Annotated in this window: 11 protein-coding genes and 1 pseudogene; 8 read left to right on the top strand and 4 right to left on the bottom strand. The window is 61.3% G+C overall.

From position 1 onward, the window contains the following. Nucleotides 1-99 precede the first annotated feature (99 nt). The 4 genes from mdaB to DYL59_RS14990 all read left to right on the top strand — a co-directional run bounded on the left by mdaB (nt 100) and on the right by DYL59_RS14990 (nt 4,252). Nucleotides 100-690 (top strand): NADPH:quinone oxidoreductase MdaB, encoded by a 591-nt coding sequence (mdaB, locus tag DYL59_RS15005; RefSeq protein ID WP_135289898.1) that lies wholly within the window; start codon nt 100-102, stop codon nt 688-690. Between the two features lie 30 nt (nt 691-720). Next, nucleotides 721-1,617: a LysR family transcriptional regulator gene (locus tag DYL59_RS15000; protein ID WP_135289897.1), complete on the top strand. Its 897-nt coding sequence runs from the start codon at nt 721-723 to the stop codon at nt 1,615-1,617. Between the two features lie 103 nt (nt 1,618-1,720). After that, entirely contained in the window at nt 1,721-2,614 is an 894-nt protein-coding gene (locus DYL59_RS14995) for an NAD-dependent epimerase/dehydratase family protein (RefSeq protein WP_135289896.1), read from the top strand. A 192-nt stretch (nt 2,615-2,806) separates the two neighbouring features. Next, the gene (locus DYL59_RS14990) at nt 2,807-4,252 is read left to right on the top strand and encodes a SulP family inorganic anion transporter (protein ID WP_135289895.1); all 1,446 of its coding nucleotides are present in this window, start codon (nt 2,807-2,809) and stop codon (nt 4,250-4,252) included. Here DYL59_RS14990 and DYL59_RS14985 read toward each other — a convergent pair whose 3' ends face one another. Beyond that, nucleotides 4,253-4,633 carry a lysozyme inhibitor LprI family protein gene (locus DYL59_RS14985; protein ID WP_135289894.1) on the bottom strand — a complete coding sequence of 127 codons (381 nt, stop codon included), beginning with the start codon at nt 4,631-4,633 and terminating at the stop codon, nt 4,253-4,255. Nucleotides 4,634-4,881: 248 nt separating this feature from the next. Between DYL59_RS14985 and DYL59_RS14980 the strand changes: the two genes are divergently transcribed. The 4 genes from DYL59_RS14980 to DYL59_RS14965 are packed head-to-tail and all read left to right on the top strand — an operon-like array spanning nt 4,882 to nt 8,982. After that, nucleotides 4,882-6,231 carry a GntT/GntP/DsdX family permease gene (locus tag DYL59_RS14980; protein ID WP_238340687.1) on the top strand — a complete coding sequence of 450 codons (1,350 nt, stop codon included), beginning with the start codon at nt 4,882-4,884 and terminating at the stop codon, nt 6,229-6,231. 26 nt (nt 6,232-6,257) lie between these two features. Then, nucleotides 6,258-7,118: a MurR/RpiR family transcriptional regulator gene (locus DYL59_RS14975; protein WP_135289892.1), complete on the top strand. Its 861-nt coding sequence runs from the start codon at nt 6,258-6,260 to the stop codon at nt 7,116-7,118. A gap of 1 nt (nt 7,119) precedes the next feature. Further along, nucleotides 7,120-8,583, top strand: a complete 1,464-nt coding sequence (locus DYL59_RS14970) for an N-acyl-D-amino-acid deacylase family protein (protein ID WP_135289891.1) — start codon at nt 7,120-7,122, stop codon at nt 8,581-8,583. Between the two features lie 30 nt (nt 8,584-8,613). Then, nucleotides 8,614-8,982 (top strand): glyoxalase superfamily protein, encoded by a 369-nt coding sequence (locus DYL59_RS14965; protein ID WP_135289890.1) that lies wholly within the window; start codon nt 8,614-8,616, stop codon nt 8,980-8,982. Nucleotides 8,983-9,084: 102 nt separating this feature from the next. Here DYL59_RS14965 and DYL59_RS32100 read toward each other — a convergent pair whose 3' ends face one another. The 3 genes and pseudogenes from DYL59_RS32100 to DYL59_RS14955 all read right to left on the bottom strand — a co-directional run bounded on the left by DYL59_RS32100 (nt 9,085) and on the right by DYL59_RS14955 (nt 16,863). Continuing rightward, complete coding sequence (locus DYL59_RS32100; protein ID WP_475513845.1) at nt 9,085-9,948, bottom strand: methyl-accepting chemotaxis protein; 864 nt, start codon at nt 9,946-9,948, stop codon at nt 9,085-9,087. Continuing rightward, a pseudogene (locus DYL59_RS32095) lies at nt 9,940-10,869 on the bottom strand (methyl-accepting chemotaxis protein); the annotation flags it as partial. The gene DYL59_RS32100 and the pseudogene DYL59_RS32095, both read right to left, overlap by 9 nt. 300 nt (nt 10,870-11,169) lie before the next feature. Beyond that, nucleotides 11,170-16,863: a membrane-targeted effector domain-containing toxin gene (locus tag DYL59_RS14955; RefSeq protein WP_135289888.1), complete on the bottom strand. Its 5,694-nt coding sequence runs from the start codon at nt 16,861-16,863 to the stop codon at nt 11,170-11,172. Between the last annotated feature and the right edge of the window lie 38 nt (nt 16,864-16,901).

The raw sequence follows: 16,901 nt of genomic DNA, 5'->3' as shown, positions 1-16,901 counted from the left end.
TGCTTTAAGGTCAAATGTATTTTGCCGCACCGGCGCTTATTCCGAGGGCCCAGGGTCGATAGTCTGCGTCCAGACATTTTCAACCTCTGGACACTTCCCATGAAAAAAGTACTCCTGCTCAACGGCGGCAAAAAGTTCGCCCACTCCGATGGCCGCTACAACACTACCCTGCATGACGCTGCCCTGGCCGTGCTGGACCGTGGCGGTATCGACGTCAAGGTCACCCATATCGACGAGGGCTACGACGTGGCCGAAGAAGTCGCCAAGTTCCTCTGGGCCGACGTGATCATCTACCAGATGCCCGGCTGGTGGATGGGCGCACCGTGGATCGTCAAGAAGTACATCGACGAAGTGTTCACCGAAGGCCACGGCAGCCTGTACGCCAGCGACGGCCGCACCCGCTCCGATGCCTCGCAGAAATACGGCAGCGGCGGCCTGATCCAGGGCAAGCAGTACATGTTGTCGCTGACCTGGAACGCGCCGCAGCAAGCCTTCGACGACCCGAGTGACTTCTTCGAAGCCAAGGGCGTGGACGCCGTGTACTTCCCATTCCACAAAGCCAACGAATTCCTCGGCATGACCGCCTTGCCCACCTTCCTCTGTGTGGACGTGATGAAACGCCCGGCCATTGAAGCCGACGTAGCGCGCTACGAGCAGCATCTGGCGCAGGTGTTCAAGCTGTCGGTGTAAGCTGCTGCGAACCGATAACGAGGACAGCCTGTGAAAGCCCGATCCGACGAGCTACAAATCTTCGTCAGCGTGATTGAGTGCGGCTCGATTTCCGCCGCGGCCGAGCAGGTCGGGCAGACGCCGTCGGCGGTCAGCCGCACCTTGTCGCGCCTGGAAGCCAAGCTCGACACCACGCTGATCAACCGCACCACGCGGCGCATGGACCTGACCGAGGAAGGCAAGTACTTCTTCGAGCAGGCCAAGGTGATCCTGGCGCAGATGGAAGAGTTGGAAGAGCGCCTGTCGTCGCGTCAGAAAAAACCCGCCGGGCGGCTGCGCATCAATGCGGCCGTGCCGTTCATGCTGCACGGGATCGTGCCGTACATTGCCGAGTTTCGCCGCCTGTACCCGCAGATCCAGCTGGAATTGAACAGTGATGACTTGATCATCGACCTGCTGGAGCAGAGCACCGACATCGCGATTCGCATCGGTGTGCTGGCTGACTCCACCCTGCATGCCCGCTCCCTGGGCTGCACGCCGCTGCATATCCTCGCCAGCCCTGGCTATATCGAACAATTCGGCGCCCCGACCACGGTGGCTGAGCTGGCCGACCATACCTTGCTGGGCTTCTCCCAGACCGAAACCCTCAACCATTGGCCACTGCGTCATGTGGAAGGCGACCGCTGGCAGATCCTGCCGAGCATTGCCGCGTCCAGTGGCGAAACCGTGCGCCAGTTGGCGTTGGAGGGGCAGGGTATTTGCTGCCTGTCCAACTTCATGACCATCGACGACATCGACGCCGGCCGCCTGGTGCCGGTGTTGGAAGGGTTCAACAGCGGGTATCGCCAGCCGATTCACGCGGTGTTCTACCGCAACTCGCAGTTGGCGCTGCGCATCCAGTGCTTCCTGGACTTTATCCAGGCCAAGTTGGCGCGGTATGCCTGCTGATTCGTGATTGCAGCGCAAGAGTCAATTGGTCTGCAGGGGCTTATTCGGCGGGGAGGGGGCCTTGATACTGGACCTATTACTTACCCCGTCAGGAGCACCCTCCATGAATGTATTCGTTACCGGCGCTGCAGGTTTTATCGGCGGTTCCATTGCCACCGGCCTGATCAAGGCTGGCCACCGTGTGACCGGCCTGGTGCGCAGCGCCGATCAGGCTGCTGAAATGACTTCACTCGGCATCACCCCGGTGCTTGGCACCCTGGACGATGCCAGTGTGTTGACCGAGCAAGCGCAAAAGGCCGACGCGGTGATCAACGCCGCCAGCAGCGACCATCGCGCTGGCGTAGAAACCTTGCTGGCCGCCTTGAAAGGCTCGAACAAGCCGTTCCTGCACACCAGCGGTTCGAGCATTGTGGGCGACGCATCGGGCGGCAAGGCCAGCGATATCATCTATTTCGAAGACAACCTGCCACAGCCCACTGTCGACAAAGCCGCCCGTGTGGCCATCGACAACCTGATCCTCGCGGCCGCCAACGACGGCGTGAATTCGGCGGTGATCTGCAATACCCTGATCTACGGCCACAGCCTGGGCGTGAAACGTGACAGCGTGCAATTGCCGCGCTTGCTCAAACAGGCGCGCAAGAGTGGGGTCGTGCGCCATGTAGGGACCGGGCAGAACATCTGGTCCAACGTGCATATTGAAGATGTGGTGGCGTTGTACCTGCTGGCCCTGACCAAGAACGTGCCGGGCACGTTCTACTTCGTCGAAAGCAGTGAAGCGGCGTTTATCGAAATGACCGCCGCCATTGCTCAGGCGCTGAACCTGGGTGAACCGCAGGATTGGCCGCTGGCCGAGGCTGAGGCCGAGTGGGGCTATGAAATGGCCAACTATGGCTTGGGTTCCAACAGCCGGGTGCGTGGTAAGCATGCCCGTGAGTTATTGGGATGGGCGCCGCAGCGCACATCTGTAGTCGAGTGGATTCGTCGCGAGATGGTTTGATGTTCGCTTGAGACCGAGTCGCTACCTTCGCGAGCAAGCCCGCTCCCACACAGACTGCGTTCCAACTTTGGAACTCGGTCAAATGTGTGCGGGCTTGCTCGCGAATGGGGCGACTCAGGCCCCTAGGCTAGCCCCAGAGCCCGCAATTCCGTACCATCCCCCGCCTTATCCCCCGCATTACCCTGGTACCCCATGAACCTCACCCGTCTGCGCGCCGATGCCCTGGCTGGCCTCACCACGTCGTTTGCGTTGCTGCCCGAATGCATCGCCTTTGCCCTGGTGGCCCACCTCAACCCGCTGATGGGGCTCTACGGCGCCTTTATCATCTGCACCCTCACTGCGTTGTTCGGCGGCCGGCCGGGCATGGTCTCCGGTGCGGCAGGCTCCATGGCGGTGGTGATCGTTGCGCTGGTCGTCCAGCACGGCGTCGAATACTTGCTGGCCACGGTGCTGCTGGGCGGGCTGATCATGATCGCCTTCGGCCTGCTGCGCCTGGGCAAACTCGTGCGCATGGTGCCGCACCCGGTGATGCTGGGGTTCGTGAACGGGCTGGCGATTATCATTGCGCTGGCGCAGTTGGAGCATTTCAAGAGCGGTGAGCATTGGCTCAGCGGTACGCCGTTGTACGTGATGATTGGCCTGGTGCTGGTGACCATGGCCATTGTCTACGTGCTGCCGCGCATCACCCGTGCGGTGCCGCCCGCACTGGTGGCGATCCTGGGGGTAGGCCTGGCGGTGTACCTGTTGGGCCTGCCGACCCGCACCTTGGGCGACATGGCCCACATCGCCGGTGGCTTGCCCACCTTTGCCCTGCCACACATTCCCTGGACCCTGGAAACCCTGGGCATCATCGCGCCCTACGCGTTCCTGATGGCCATGGTCGGCCTGCTGGAAACCCTGCTCACCCTCAACCTCACCGACGAAATCACCGAGACCCGTGGCTATCCCGACCGCGAAAGCGTGGCCCTGGGCGCAGCAAACATGGTTTCGGGTGTGTTCGGCGGCATGGGCGGTTGCGCAATGATCGGGCAAACCGTGATCAACCTCAGCTCTGGCGGGCGCGGGCGTTTCTCCGGGGTGTTTGCCGGGGTGATGATCCTGTTGTTCATCCTGTTCCTGTCGCCGTTTATCGAGCGCATTCCGCTGGCGGCGCTGGTGGGGGTGATGTTCGTGGTGTCCCAGCAGACCTTCGCCTGGGCGTCCTTGCGGGTGGTCAACAAGGTGCCGCTCAACGATGTGCTGGTGATTATCGCGGTGACGGTGATCACCGTGTTTACCGACTTGGCCACGGCGGTGCTGTGCGGGATTGTGATTGCGGCGCTGAACTTTGCCTGGCAGCAGGCGCGGGAGCTGTACGCCGATGAACATCTGGAGGCCGATGGCAGCAAGTTGTACCGCCTGCACGGCACCTTGTTCTTTGCCTCGACCACACCGTTTCTGAACCAGTTCGACCCGGCCAACGACCCGGCCCAGGTGACGTTGGATTGCCGTCACCTGAGTTTTGTGGATTATTCAGCGATTGCCGCGTTGATGACCCTGCGTGAGCGCTACACCAAGGCCGGCAAGCATCTGCGGGTGCTGCACTTGTCGGAGCGCTGCAAGAAGCTGCTCAAGCGCGCCAAGGTACACCACGACTGATCACGGCCCGACCAGGTCTTCCAGTTCCTGGGCGCGGGTCTGGGTCATGTCCAGCACGCAACCGGAGCCATTGACGCGGTCGATGCTGCCGCCGGTTGCACTGCCCGCGAAAGCGCAATTGGCGTCGCGGTACTTTATCCACAGGCGCTGCACGTCTTGCAGTTGCTGTTTGCGCGCGCCCTCCTGGGCGGCGAGGGCGGTCTTGTAGGCCGTGTTCAGGCGCTTGTCTTGCACCTTGGTTTCCTTGGCATTGCAACTGACCATGTCAGCGGTGGTGTTGGCGCTGTCCATGCATTTTTTGAGCGCCACGTTATCGGCCGCCGAGGCGGTGCCGCACGCAGCGAGGAGCAGAGCGCTGACGGCAAGGGAGGTACGGATCATGGTCGGTTTTCCTGGGCGTGGGTGGGTGCGCATTCTATGACTGGATGGCGGACGATGAGGTTCCGGCAGCGTCTGATCTTCATGTAAGAACACCCTCTGAATTTTCATTGAAGCCTGTCGGGCATATCCCAACGCGACAGCGCTTATCTGTGGGCGAAACTTACTTTCATAAAAATTGAAATTGCTTCTATGGAATGATTTATGAGTTTCACAACCAATTCGACGTGACCCTTTCCGAGGAGTACCGCATGGCCGCATCACCGGGCTTCGGGCTGTTGGCATACGCTGCCATCGCCATCATTGCTTTGATCGTGCTGATTGCACGTTACCGACTCAACCCGTTCATCGTGATCACCCTGGTGTCCATTGGCCTGGCGCTGATGGCCGGGATGCCGGCGGACACCATCATGGGCTCATACGAAGCGGGCGTCGGCAAGACCCTGGGGCATATCGCCCTGGTGGTGGCGCTGGGCACCATGCTTGGCAAGATGATGGCCGAGTCCGGAGGCGCCGAGCAGGTGGCGCGTACGCTGATCAACCGTTTCGGCGAGCGCAATGCCCACTGGGCCATGGTGTGCATCGCGTTCCTGGTGGGCCTGCCGCTGTTTTTCGAGGTGGGGTTTGTGTTGCTGGTGCCCATCGCGTTTACCGTGGCGCGGCGTGTGGGCGTGTCGATCCTGATGGTGGGCCTGCCCATGGTGGCCGGTTTGTCGGTGGTGCACGCGCTGGTGCCGCCGCACCCGGCGGCGATGATGGCGGTGCTGGCGTATAACGCGTCGGTGGGGCAGACCGTGCTGTATGCGATTTTGATCGGTATTCCCACGGCGATCATCGCCGGCCCCGTGTACGCCAAATACATCGTGCCGCGTATTCAGTTGCCGGCGGAAAACCCGCTGGAACGCCAGTTTATCGAGCGTGAACCGCGTACCCAATTACCGAGTTTTGCTCTGACCATGGGGACCATCCTGTTGCCGGTGGTGCTGATGATGATCGGCGGCTGGGCCAACGTGATCGCAACACCGGGCAGCGGCTTCAACCAGTTTCTGTTGTTTATCGGCAACTCGGTGATCGCACTGCTGGTGGCGACGTTGGTCAGCTTCTGGACCTTGGGGATTGCCCAAGGCTTCAACCGTGAGTCGATCCTCAAGTTCACCAACGAGTGCCTGGCGCCGACGGCGAGCATCACCTTGCTGGTAGGCGCCGGGGGCGGCTTGAATCGCATTCTGGTGGATGCGGGCGTGACCAATGAAATCCTGGGGCTGGCCCATGCCTTCGATCTGTCGCCGCTGGTGATGGGCTGGTTGTTCGCCGCGTTGATGCGCATCGCCACAGGGTCGGCCACGGTGGCCATGACCACCGCATCCGGCGTCGTCGCGCCCGTTGCCCTGGCCCTGGGTTATCCGCACCCGGAATTGCTGGTACTGGCCACCGGTGCGGGCTCGGTGATCTTTTCCCACGTCAACGACGGCGGCTTCTGGCTGATCAAGGAATACTTCAATATGACGGTGATCCAGACCTTCAAGACCTGGACCGTGCTGGAGACCCTGATTTCTTTAGTCGCCTTCGGTCTCACCTACGGCCTGTCTCTTGTTTTATGAGCCGCATTCTGTAACCCGGAGATTTCATGGACATCCTCTACCAGATCCGCGCCCGCCAGGCTTCGTTCAGCGCTGGCGAAGGGCGTATCGCCAGGCTGATGCTCGATGACGTGGGCTTTACCGCGTCGGCCAGCCTGGAAGAGTTGTCCCAACGCGCCGAGGTCAGCACGGCCACGCTGTCGCGGTTTGCCCGCAGCGTGGGGTGCCGTGACCTGCGTGATTTGCGCCTGCAACTGGCCCAGGCCAGCGGGGTGGGCAGTCGTTTCCTGGATCCGGCAGGGTTGCCTGAACAGTCGGCGTTTCACCGGCAGATCCTCGGTGACATCGAAGCCACGTTGCGCCAGCACCTGTCGGGTTTCGACCAGGCGCGCTTTGCCGATGCCGTGAGCCTGCTGGGCAAGGCGCGGATGATCCACGCCTTTGGCATGGGCGGTCCGTCGAGCCTGTGCAGCGATGAGTTGCAGGTGCGGCTGGTGCGCCTTGGGTATCCGATTACTGCCTGTCATGACCCGGTGATGATGCGCGTCACGGCCGCCACCTTGGGCCCCGAGCATGCGTTGATCGTCTGCTCCCTGACTGGCCTGACCCCAGAACTGCTGGACGTGGTGGCGCTGGCGCGCAATTACGATGCGCGCATCGTGGCCATCACGCTCCCCGATTCCCCCCTGGCCCAACTGGCAGATGTACTGCTGGCGCTGCAACCGGCCGAAACCAGTTTTATCTACAAACCCACCGCCGCGCGCTACGGCATGTTACTGGCCATCGACCTGCTCGCCACCGAGCTGGCCCTGGCCATGCCGGACGCCAACCAGGAGCGCCTGCGCCGCATCAAGCTGGCGCTGGACGAATATCGCGGCGGTCCCGACAGCCTGCCGCTTGGAGACTGATATGAAGTACGACACGCTGATTCGCCAGGCGCTGATCATCGACGGCAGCAACACCCCCGGATACATCGCCGATGTGGGGCTGCGCCAGGGGCGTATCGAGACCCTTGGTGACTTATCCACAGCGACGGCCGAGCATGAGGTGGATGCCAATGGCCGTGTACTGGCACCGGGGTTTATCGACGTACACACCCACGATGACACGGTGGTGATCCGCCAGCCGCAGATGCTGCCCAAGCTCAGCCAGGGCGTGACCACAGTGATTGTGGGCAACTGCGGCATCAGCGCATCACCGGTGAGTTTGCGCCGTGACCCGCCGGACCCGATGAACCTGCTGGGCACGCGTGAGGCGTTCGCCTACCCACGCTTTGCCGACTACCGCGCCGCAGTGGAACGCGCGCACCCGGCAGTGAACGTTGCCGCGTTGATCGGCCATACGGCGCTGCGCAGCAACCATATGGACGACCTGCACCGCACGGCAACGCCGGACGAAATCGCGGCCATGCGCGTGCAGTTGCAAGAGAGCCTGGAGCACGGCGCCCTTGGTTTATCCACAGGCCTGGCTTACGCCAGCGCGTTCAGTGCCGACACCGACGAAGTGCTGCAACTGAGTGAAGCACTTACGGCCTTCGGCGCGGTGTACACCACCCATTTGCGCAGCGAATTCGAGCCGGTGCTGGAGGCAATGGACGAGGCCTTTCTGATCGGTCGGCATGCCCAGGCGCCGGTGATCATTTCCCACCTCAAATGTGCCGGGGCGGGTAACTGGGGGCGTAGTCCGCAGTTGTTGGCGTCGCTGGAGTTGGCGGCGAAAACCCATCCAGTGGGGTGTGATTGTTATCCCTATGCCGCCAGTTCTTCGACCCTGGACCTCAAGCAAGTCACCGATGCGTTCCGCATCACCATCACCTGGTCCACGCCGCACCCGGAGATGGGCGGGCGCGATTTGCAGGATATTGCCGCCGAGTGGAACGTTTCATTGATGGACGCCGCCCGCCGGCTGCAACCGGCGGGGGCGGTGTATTACGGGATGGATGAGGCCGACGTACGCCGCATCCTGGCGCATCCGTTGTCGATGGTCGGGTCCGATGGCCTGCCTGAAGACCCGTTCCCCCACCCACGCTTGTGGGGCGCGTTTCCCCGGGTGCTGGGGCATTTCAGCCGGGACGTGGGGTTGTTCCCGCTGCACACGGCGGTGCACAAGATGACCGGGTTGTCGGCGGCGCGGTTTGGTCTGGCAGAACGCGGTGAGATCCGTGAAGGCCATTGGGCCGATCTGGTGTTGTTCGATCCCGTGCGGGTGCGCGATGTGGCTGATTTCAAGGCGCCACAGCAGGCCGCCGAGGGTATTGACGGGGTGTGGGTCAACGGGGTGTTGAGCTACAGCGATGGGCAGGCGAACGGTCAGCGTCCGGGCCGCTTTCTGGCGCGCAGCGGGGATTTGCGCCGCGGTTTTTCGTCTCTATAGTGGGCGCCTTTCATACACGGAGTTGTTGCCATGCACTTAGGAAAAGTTATTCCCATTCTGCGGATTTTCGACGAGACCAAGGCCTTGGAGTTCTACGTCGACTTCCTGGGGTTCAAGGTGGATTGGCAGCATCGCTTCGAGGCGAATTTCCCGCTGTACCTGCAAGTGTCGCTGGGCGAGTGCGTGCTGCATTTGTCCGAGCACCACGGTGATGCCTCACCTGGCGCGGCGGTGCGGATCCAGGCACAAGGGGTGGACGGATACCAGCAGCAGTTGCAGGGCAAGGACTACCGGTATGCCAAGCCTGAGGTTGAAGACACGCCCTGGGGCTCGCGGGAGATGAGCATCAAGGACCCGTTTGGGAATCGGGTGGTGTTTGTTGAGGAGGGTGAGGAATAAGCCGCAGGCAATAAAAAACCGCCTTGGTTAAGGCGGTTTTTATTGCAATCTTAGTGTTTGCCTGTGGCGAGGGAGCAAGCGCCCTCGCCACAATGATGCCGCTTACACCCGGAAGTGGCTGACCATCTGCTGCAATTGGCTACCCAGGCGCGCCAGTTCCACGCTTGACTTGGCGGTTTCATCGCTCGCCGTCGCCGTCTGCTCCGACACATCACGCACATTCACAATGCTGCGGCTGATCTCTTCAGCCACGGCGCTCTGTTGTTCGGCAGCGGCGGCAATCTGCTGGTTCATCGATTGGATATTCGACACCGTGCGGGTGATGTTTTCCAGTGACACACCGGCTTTGCGCGTCAGTTCAACACTGCTGTCGGTCAGGCTGCGGCTGTTGTTCATCACATTGGCCACTTGCTGGGTGCCGTTTTGCAAACCGGCCACCAGGCCTTCGATCTCTTCGGTGGATTTTTGCGTGCGCTGGGCCAGCCCGCGTACTTCGTCGGCCACCACGGCAAACCCGCGACCGGCTTCACCTGCACGCGCCGCTTCAATTGCGGCATTCAGCGCCAGCAGGTTGGTCTGCTCGGCCACGGCCTTGATCACGTCCATCACGCTGCCGATCTTGTTGCTCTCTTGCTGCAGATGCGACATGGCATCAGTGGAACGTGCCACTTCAGCGGCCAGGCGCTCGATCTGGGCGATGGCCTCGGCCACTACCTTGTCTCCTTCGCGGGCTTGGCCGTCGGCGTCGGAAGCGGCCTGGGAGGCCTGCTCGGCGTTGCGCGCCACTTCCTGCACAGTAGCGGTCATTTCATGCATGGCGGTGGCGACTTGGTCGGTCTCGATCTTCTGGCTGTTGACGCCGGCGCTGGTCTGCTCGGTCACGGCGGACAGTTCTTCGGCGGCGCTGGCGATCTGGGTAACGCCGTCACGAATGCCACTGATCAGCTCGCGCAAGGTGGTGCCCATGCGCTGGATACCTTGTTGCAGCACACCCAGCTCGTCCCGGCGGGTGACCTGGATGTTGTGGCTCAGATCGCCAGAGGCGATGCGCTCTACCACGGCCAGGGTTTCCTGCAGCGGGCGGGTGATCTGGCGGGTAATAACCAATGCCGCAATGATGCCCACCAGCAACGCCAGCAAGGTGCTGATCAATTGCAGGCTGCGCGCCTGGGCGCTTTCGACGTCGCGGCGTTCAAGCTGGATCTCGTAGAGCTTGTCGCTGATGGTCACGATATCGTTGCCCTGCACCGTCATTTCGGCGCGGGCGGACACGATATTGGCGTTGGCGACCTTGTAGTTCTGTACGGCCGTGCGATAGGCACCCAGGGCTGTTTCAAGTGCGGTGAGTGCGCTTTGCTGGCTGGCACCGAATACGCTACTGAGGTCTTTGAGACCGGCGATGGTTTTTTCGATTTGTGCAGCGGCGCGTGCCTCGGTTTCCGGGTTGACGTTGCCGGTGTAGCCACGCACTTCATAGCGCGACAGCTGGAACTGCATTTTGGCGTCAGCCACCGCCTGGAACTGGGCCAGGTGCTCTGGGCTGTCGGCCATTTGCTTCACGCTGGCTTCCAGGGTTTCGATCTGGGCATTGGCGATGTCCGCCTTGTCGCCCATGGTCTGGCGCGAGGCGGCGCCGTTACGGTAGGCCTCGCGCATTTTGTTCAGGGACTGCTGGTAGGCGGTGATGATGGCTTTCTGCTCGTTGAGCAGCTTGAGGTTTTCCGGGCTCTTGAAACTGTTGAGCAGTTTTTGCTGTTGGGCAATGAAGCCGTCAAGGTTGGTTTGTACATTCTGCGCCGCGGTTTCGTCGCCGTTGGCGAGCATGTACTGCAGGCGGGCGACGCGCAATTTGGTCAGGGACGCATTGAGCTGGGTGATATCGCTCATCCAGTTGCTGCGATCGATCAGGCCGCCCAGGCTGGTCCAGCCGGTCAGGGCCAGGATGGAAGTAAGGACCAGCACCAGGCCAAAGCCCAGGCCCAGTTTGAGGTTGACGCTGATGTTGCCGAACCAGCTATTCATCGAATGCTCCGCAAGTTGATGTTTGTCTGCTGGACGGTGTTGTTGTTTGAGCCAGCCAAAGGTGTGTAGGTGCATATCGGCGGCGGCAGGTGAATCTGAAATGGCTTTTTTGGCGCAGAGGGAAAACAGGCACGCTGTCCGATGAACGGGCAGCGTGCCGGAGGGTTAACTGGCCATGTGTTTCATCCCCATGCCTCTTGGAGGAAGGCTTTTGAGCGCCTCGATCAGTTGCGACAAATAGTCGAAGCGCAGCTGCTTGAAGCCTTCCCAGCGCTCAATGAAAAACTGGCCTTTTTCATTGATTTGTATCGGTGTGGTCAGGATTTCATTGCTACGCGAAAAGTGCACAAGACTAACCTCGCCGGCGGTTGGACGCTCGATGAAGAACTGGCCGGGTTCCGTCAGCCGGGACCGGTCCGGCAGCGGCGCGGCGGGGGGAAGGGCCCGCCCGGGAACACCCACTTCAATCCTGAAGTCACTGCGCAGGGCCACACCCTGGCTCTCGTCAATGGCTTGCCAGCCTGCGCTGTGCAACGGTTTTGCCAGCTCGGGGGCGGTATCGCGCACATGCAGGCTGACAGCATCCTGCAGCTGCGCGATCCCCGGCACACCGACATACATATCGGTGTGCGCGCTGCCCATGAACGCGACCCATTTGTGGGAGCCCAAGGTCCGTTGGTCGGCCGTGATCACTTGGTTGGCGAAATAGCTGAACAGATGCTCGCGGTCTTTGACCCCACTCAGCCCTTTGACGTGATAGCTGGCGGTGCAGTCCAGCGCGCGCACGCGAAACCCATATTTATTGGCCGTCTTGACCACATTGGTGAAGGTGTCCGGGCCGTGGTATCGCGGCATGTGCCCGGCATCCAGGCTGAGCAGGTAGTTCTCCAGAATGGCTGGCATTTTCAAGGTGCGCCGGTAGGTGTCCAGGGCCTCCTGATGCAGATCGGTGAGCAGATGCTCTATGTAGAGGGTCCTGACACCCTGTTGCTTCAAATGCTTGAAGGTGTCGATCAGCAGCCGTTTGCTGGCGCGTGCGCTGTGGGCTTCGCCAATGACCAGGCCGAGTTTGTGTTGATACAGCCGCTCAACAAATATTGTTTCATTGGTGGCTGTGGCCAGGCTTTCCGGCAACTCGTGTGAAGGCAGCGTGAGGTCGTTGAAATACGCCTGGGCGTTGTCCAGCAAGCGCCGCCGGGTTTGGCTGAAGGTGTACTGCGCGGTAGCGTGACGGGGGTTGGCGTGTGAGTAGTGGGTGTCGAGGCCACGCCGGCTTTGCCTGATCACGTCGATATCGCTGCGGATGGCCTGGGGCAAGTCGAACTCTGCGTAATGCGTAACCGCTGTCAGCGGGCTGATGGGTGTACTGGGTGTGTGCAGCGCGGCATGGGAGGTTGGCATTGCCAGCGTGTAGTCACCTCGCGATTGCGCGCTGCTTATGGTGTCGGGGCTCACGCCGATGTGTTGGCCGGCAGCGACGTCTTCGACACGCAGGGCAGGGGTGTTTTGCAGGTCTGCCAGGCCGGGGACCTGTTCATAAGTACCCAGGCGGTTTGATTCCACCAGTGCCACCCAGCCCTCGTCGGGGGTGTTTTTCAGGTTTTGTTCGATCACCTGCTGTGCGTAGAAATTACGCAGTTTGCTGCTGCGCGGGATAAAGCGCGCACCATCGCCCAAGGCCAGTATGTGTTCCATATGGTACGAGGCGGCCCCATCGAGCCCGTCGATGGCGATATTTAGTCGTTGGGTTTCCAGCAGCAATTTGCGGTAGGTGAACGGCGCGTCGGCTGCAAACCCCAGGGCTTGATCCACCTGGATCAGGTGCTGTTCGATCTGTGCCAAGGCGTGGGCCTTGCTGCCGCCGAGCTGGCCGTTGAGGATTTTCAGCTTGCGGTGGAACAGGTCGCGGGGCAGGTTTTCGATGTACACCCGCTTGAGCCCCAGTTCGGCGAGCGTGGGCAGTTGTTCGATCAGCAGTTGCTTGCTGGCGATGGAGTTGCTGACGGCGCCGATGATCAGGCGCTTATTGGGGGTGAACAGGGCCTTGAGGATATCGCCGTGTGCTGCGTCGGTGGCGAGCATGGGCAAGGGCGATTTCGGGGCGGGTGCGGGTAATGCCTGGTAGAACGCATCGGTGTGTTGGGTCAATTGCTCGACCTGCTTGGCGTAGGCCGTGCGTAACGGCGCAGCCTCGGTGAAGGCATTGCCTTGGGCCGCACCGCTGAAGGTGGGCTCCATGCCCTGAAGCTTGAGTTTGAACGCTGGGTCGAGCAGGCTGCGGAAGGTCTTGGCCTGGTCGGGTGCGACGTCGAAGGCTTCCAGTGCACTGCTCTCATCGGCCAGCAGTTTTTCGTACTTCTTGCGCCCACCACCGGCCACTCCGGTACGCACCCACTGGCCATCCGCGTTACGGTTGACCAGCCTGGCGGTGGATTGTAGCTGGCCGCTGAGTGGGTCGTGGCGATACAGCACATAGCGGCCCAGGGCGTCCGGGGCGTGCGGTGCCCACAATGAGCGCCCATCGAACAGCACTGGCTGCATCCCCTCGGGCTTGAGTATGTCCACCTGGCTGATCAAGGCACTGTCGGCGGCTTGGGTACTGGTGCGGATCATCGGACGCAGCGACTTGAAGCCGCTCTTCAAGGCCGGACGCACGTCGAACAACAGCGCACCGCCGACGTTGGCCAGCAAGCCGAGGTAATGCTGCAGGGCGCCGCCTTTGTCGTTCTGGTGGTAGGCGTTGAGAGCGAGCATGGCGTCCTTGAAGGCCAGCAACCCGCCCAGTGTCAGGCTGAGCAGTGGAAACGGCATGGTGGCCACGGCGGTCAGCCACTCGACGCAAGTCCAGAGAATGCCGGTGATCATCTGCAACCGATTGACCGTAGTGGCGTGCACGTCATCGATCTTGCGTTGCAGGTTCATGTTGTAGAACTCATGACGCAGATCGGTCAGCGGCGTGACGTGCTGGATGCTGTCATGCCGTGCGGGGCTTGGGGTGGATCGGTTGATCTCTGCGGGCAGGCCTTCGCGGGCGGTTTTCAGGAACATCGTGACCCGTGCCATGGATGACAATGCGACCCGCCCGCACCAGTATGCGGGCATGCCCTCGACTTTCTTGAGCAGGTAGTTGAACAGCCTGGCTTCGCGAAAACCGATACCGTCCGGCGCATCAGGAGTGTAGAGCAGTACCGGGTTGTTGCCGTGGCTGAACAGGTAGTTGCCGATCACCCAATCGCCGTCGATGGATAGCCGGTGGACCTTATAAGTGTTGCGTGCGGTATTGCCTGTGTCCGACAGGCTGTCGATGGCCTTGTCCAGCCAGACCAAGTCGGCACTGGCGATATGCCCTTGCAGGCGGGACTCCAGCGCGGCGCTTTTCATCTGTAATTGCACAATTGCCAGCACGGCGTCGCGTCGCTCGTCATAGCCTGGACTGTCACTGTTTTGCAGGCGCCGGCGGATTTCGTCGGTGTAGCGTTGGCCGATCCATACCCCAGTGACGGAGCGGGCAACGTTCTGTGCTGTCAGCGCACTCAGGTCCACATCGGCCGGGCCGCGAAAGGTCGCCGAGGCCGAGAATTTTTCATTGAGAAAACCGATGCCGTCCTCATAGCCGTCGCGATACAAGGTGGTGTAGGACACCGGCGCGGGTGGCGCGCTGAACAGCGGTGTGGGGGCGTAGGCAAACACTGTGTCCGGGTCGACATCGTTCTGTCGCCGGCCCAACAACCTGTTGAGGCTGAGCTTGGCCTGTTGATGCAGGTACTCTTCGAAAGAGGGCACGCGGGCTTCGGCATCCGGCCGTGCGTTGTAGATACGCAAGGCGCCCGCTGCGTTATCTGCCAGGCTTGCCAGGCGCATGCGATCCGGCATTGAGGCGGCGCGGTACCAGGCCGGTGAGCTGAACGCGTAATCATCCTGCAGCATTGCCAACCGATGGGAGGCCATCGCTTCCAGACAGTCGGTGTAGGTGCAGGGGGGGCCAAAGGTCACTTCCAGATGCTCGTTGGCATCAGGGCGCAAGCTGATGCCCAGCAGGAAATCACGCATCTTTGGCTTGAAGCGCAGGGGTACCTGTTCCAGCAGGTAATCGGACAGGGTGGGCCCCTTGATACGGACCATGTTGTCCGTCCAGCCGATGATGTGGGTCTGGCACTCGCGCAGGGTACTGAATGTGATGAACTGCTGGGCGCTCGGCGCATCGGGCGTACACAGCAACAACCGTTTGATCTGGCCTTGCTCGTCATCTTCGCGCAGCACCCACAGGTTGTTGAGCTGTGCGCCGTGGAGCAGGACAGTTTGGGCGCGTAATAGAGGGTGCGGGCGTTCCCGCAAGTCTTCGAATCGCTGGAAGTCGAGGGCGCTCAGATGGCCTTGCAGCTTGGCCACATAGGCCAATGCCAGCAGGCGTAGATCAAAGAACTTTTGTGCGGCCTGTTTGATCTGCGCAGTGGCCAGAGCGGCTTTCTGGGTGCTGGCGAAGTCCAGACGTGGTTGCAGGTTTTGCAGCAACGTGAGCAGCGTCTGCATGTTCAAGCCAGTATGGGCTGCACCGAGCGGCGCCCCCGCGTAACTCAGGGTGCTGCGTTCAAGAAACGCTGAGCCGGGCGTGCTGTCACCCGGATGCAGGCCGCGCAGCGTCAGTTCCACCAGTGAGCGTTGCTGTTCATAGGTGCCGACATGGGGCACCGTACGAAGGGTGCTGATGTGCAGCAGGTCTGGGTCCAGGTCGTGGATATCCAACTCATCGGCCAACTGCTCGGCCCATTGATGGCGGGCCAGGGCGTGAGGAGTACCGGCCGGGCCGAGTAGGTCGATGAAGGCCTGGCGCGCCTGGTTGTAGCTGCGCAGGTGCTGGTCGACAGTTTCGCGCTGGGGCTTGGCTGCGCTGCGATACCAGTCGGGCAGGGTGCTGAACAGGTCACGCTCCAGCAGACGTTGGCTGCGAACGTCCAGGCGCGGGGTCAGGTCGGGCAGTGCGGCGTTGATGGCATCGTCAAGGTGCTGCTTGAGTAGGGTTGCATTGATCTGACCGTTTTCGACTTGGCTCAGGGCGTGATGGATGTCGTTTTCGCGCTTGTCGAGCTGGGCCTGGTAAACGTGTTCGAACAGTGGTTGCCCCGTGATGGGCTCAAGCACCAAGGGCCAAATAGCGGTGACGTCCAAGTGTTGATACTTCACGGGCAACTGTCGGCTGAATTCGGCATGCCCGCTGCGCTGGGTCATGGCTTCCAGCAGGCCGCTGTCGAGGTCCTTCAGCGAGGCAAAGGCTTCCAGCCCGCGTAAGGGGGTGAACAGCAGCACAGGGCCTACAGTGGCGTCGCTGGTCGTGTTGTCGACGGTCGGACTGGCCTGTCGTGTGAGTACGAACGCCCCGGCGAATGGGACGCTTTGATCCTGGTAGTTGAAGGTCAAGGCGTACATGCCTGGGCGAAACGACGGGCCGCGGGAGCAATCCTCCAGCATCAGCTGATCGGCGGCGGACAGCAGGGCATCGCTGACGTTGAGTCGGGTTTCCTGTTCCAGCGCCTTGATGCCGGCAGTGTCAGTCAGGTAGGTCTTGCGGCTCTGACCATTGACGGTGCTGGTTTCATCCAGGGTTTGCAACTGGGTGACCAAGCGGGTTTTCAGTTGGGTCAACTGGTTGGCGTCATTCAGGTCCAGCGCCTGGTACAACGCGCTGGCCTCGGTCTTATAGGCCAGGTTGATGCGCTTGAGGGTGGCGTTGAGGGTGTCGAGTGCTAGCCGCTCATCTGGCAGGGTGCCAGATTGCTGGTTATGAGGGCGCAGCGTAGGGGCGATTTCCAGCAGATGACGGTGGCGTTGCTGCAGGGTGGATGGTTGGTTCGGCGTACTCATCGGCACGGTCCCTGGATGATGAATGGAATCATCAGCAT

The organism is Pseudomonas kairouanensis (assembly GCF_004682055.1).
In the GTDB taxonomy this organism is placed as follows: Bacteria; Pseudomonadota; Gammaproteobacteria; order Pseudomonadales; family Pseudomonadaceae; genus Aquipseudomonas; species Aquipseudomonas kairouanensis.
This window is presented reverse-complemented; position numbering and strand designations above follow the sequence as displayed.

What these genes read in the sequence shown, in the direction of transcription:
- mdaB (WP_135289898.1), top strand. Translation starts at nt 100, where the DNA reads ATGAAAAAAGTACTCCTGCTCAACGGCGGCAAAAAGTTCGCCCACTCC.
- DYL59_RS14995 (WP_135289896.1), top strand. Translation starts at nt 1,721, where the DNA reads ATGAATGTATTCGTTACCGGCGCTGCAGGTTTTATCGGCGGTTCCATT.
- DYL59_RS14990 (WP_135289895.1), top strand. Translation starts at nt 2,807, where the DNA reads ATGAACCTCACCCGTCTGCGCGCCGATGCCCTGGCTGGCCTCACCACG.
- DYL59_RS14985 (WP_135289894.1), bottom strand. Translation starts at nt 4,633, where the DNA reads ATGATCCGTACCTCCCTTGCCGTCAGCGCTCTGCTCCTCGCTGCGTGC.
- DYL59_RS14980 (WP_238340687.1), top strand. Translation starts at nt 4,882, where the DNA reads ATGGCCGCATCACCGGGCTTCGGGCTGTTGGCATACGCTGCCATCGCC.
- DYL59_RS14975 (WP_135289892.1), top strand. Translation starts at nt 6,258, where the DNA reads ATGGACATCCTCTACCAGATCCGCGCCCGCCAGGCTTCGTTCAGCGCT.
- DYL59_RS14970 (WP_135289891.1), top strand. Translation starts at nt 7,120, where the DNA reads ATGAAGTACGACACGCTGATTCGCCAGGCGCTGATCATCGACGGCAGC.
- DYL59_RS14965 (WP_135289890.1), top strand. Translation starts at nt 8,614, where the DNA reads ATGCACTTAGGAAAAGTTATTCCCATTCTGCGGATTTTCGACGAGACC.
- DYL59_RS32100 (WP_475513845.1), bottom strand. Translation starts at nt 9,948, where the DNA reads ATGGGCACCACCTTGCGCGAGCTGATCAGTGGCATTCGTGACGGCGTT.
- DYL59_RS14955 (WP_135289888.1), bottom strand. Translation starts at nt 16,863, where the DNA reads ATGAGTACGCCGAACCAACCATCCACCCTGCAGCAACGCCACCGTCAT.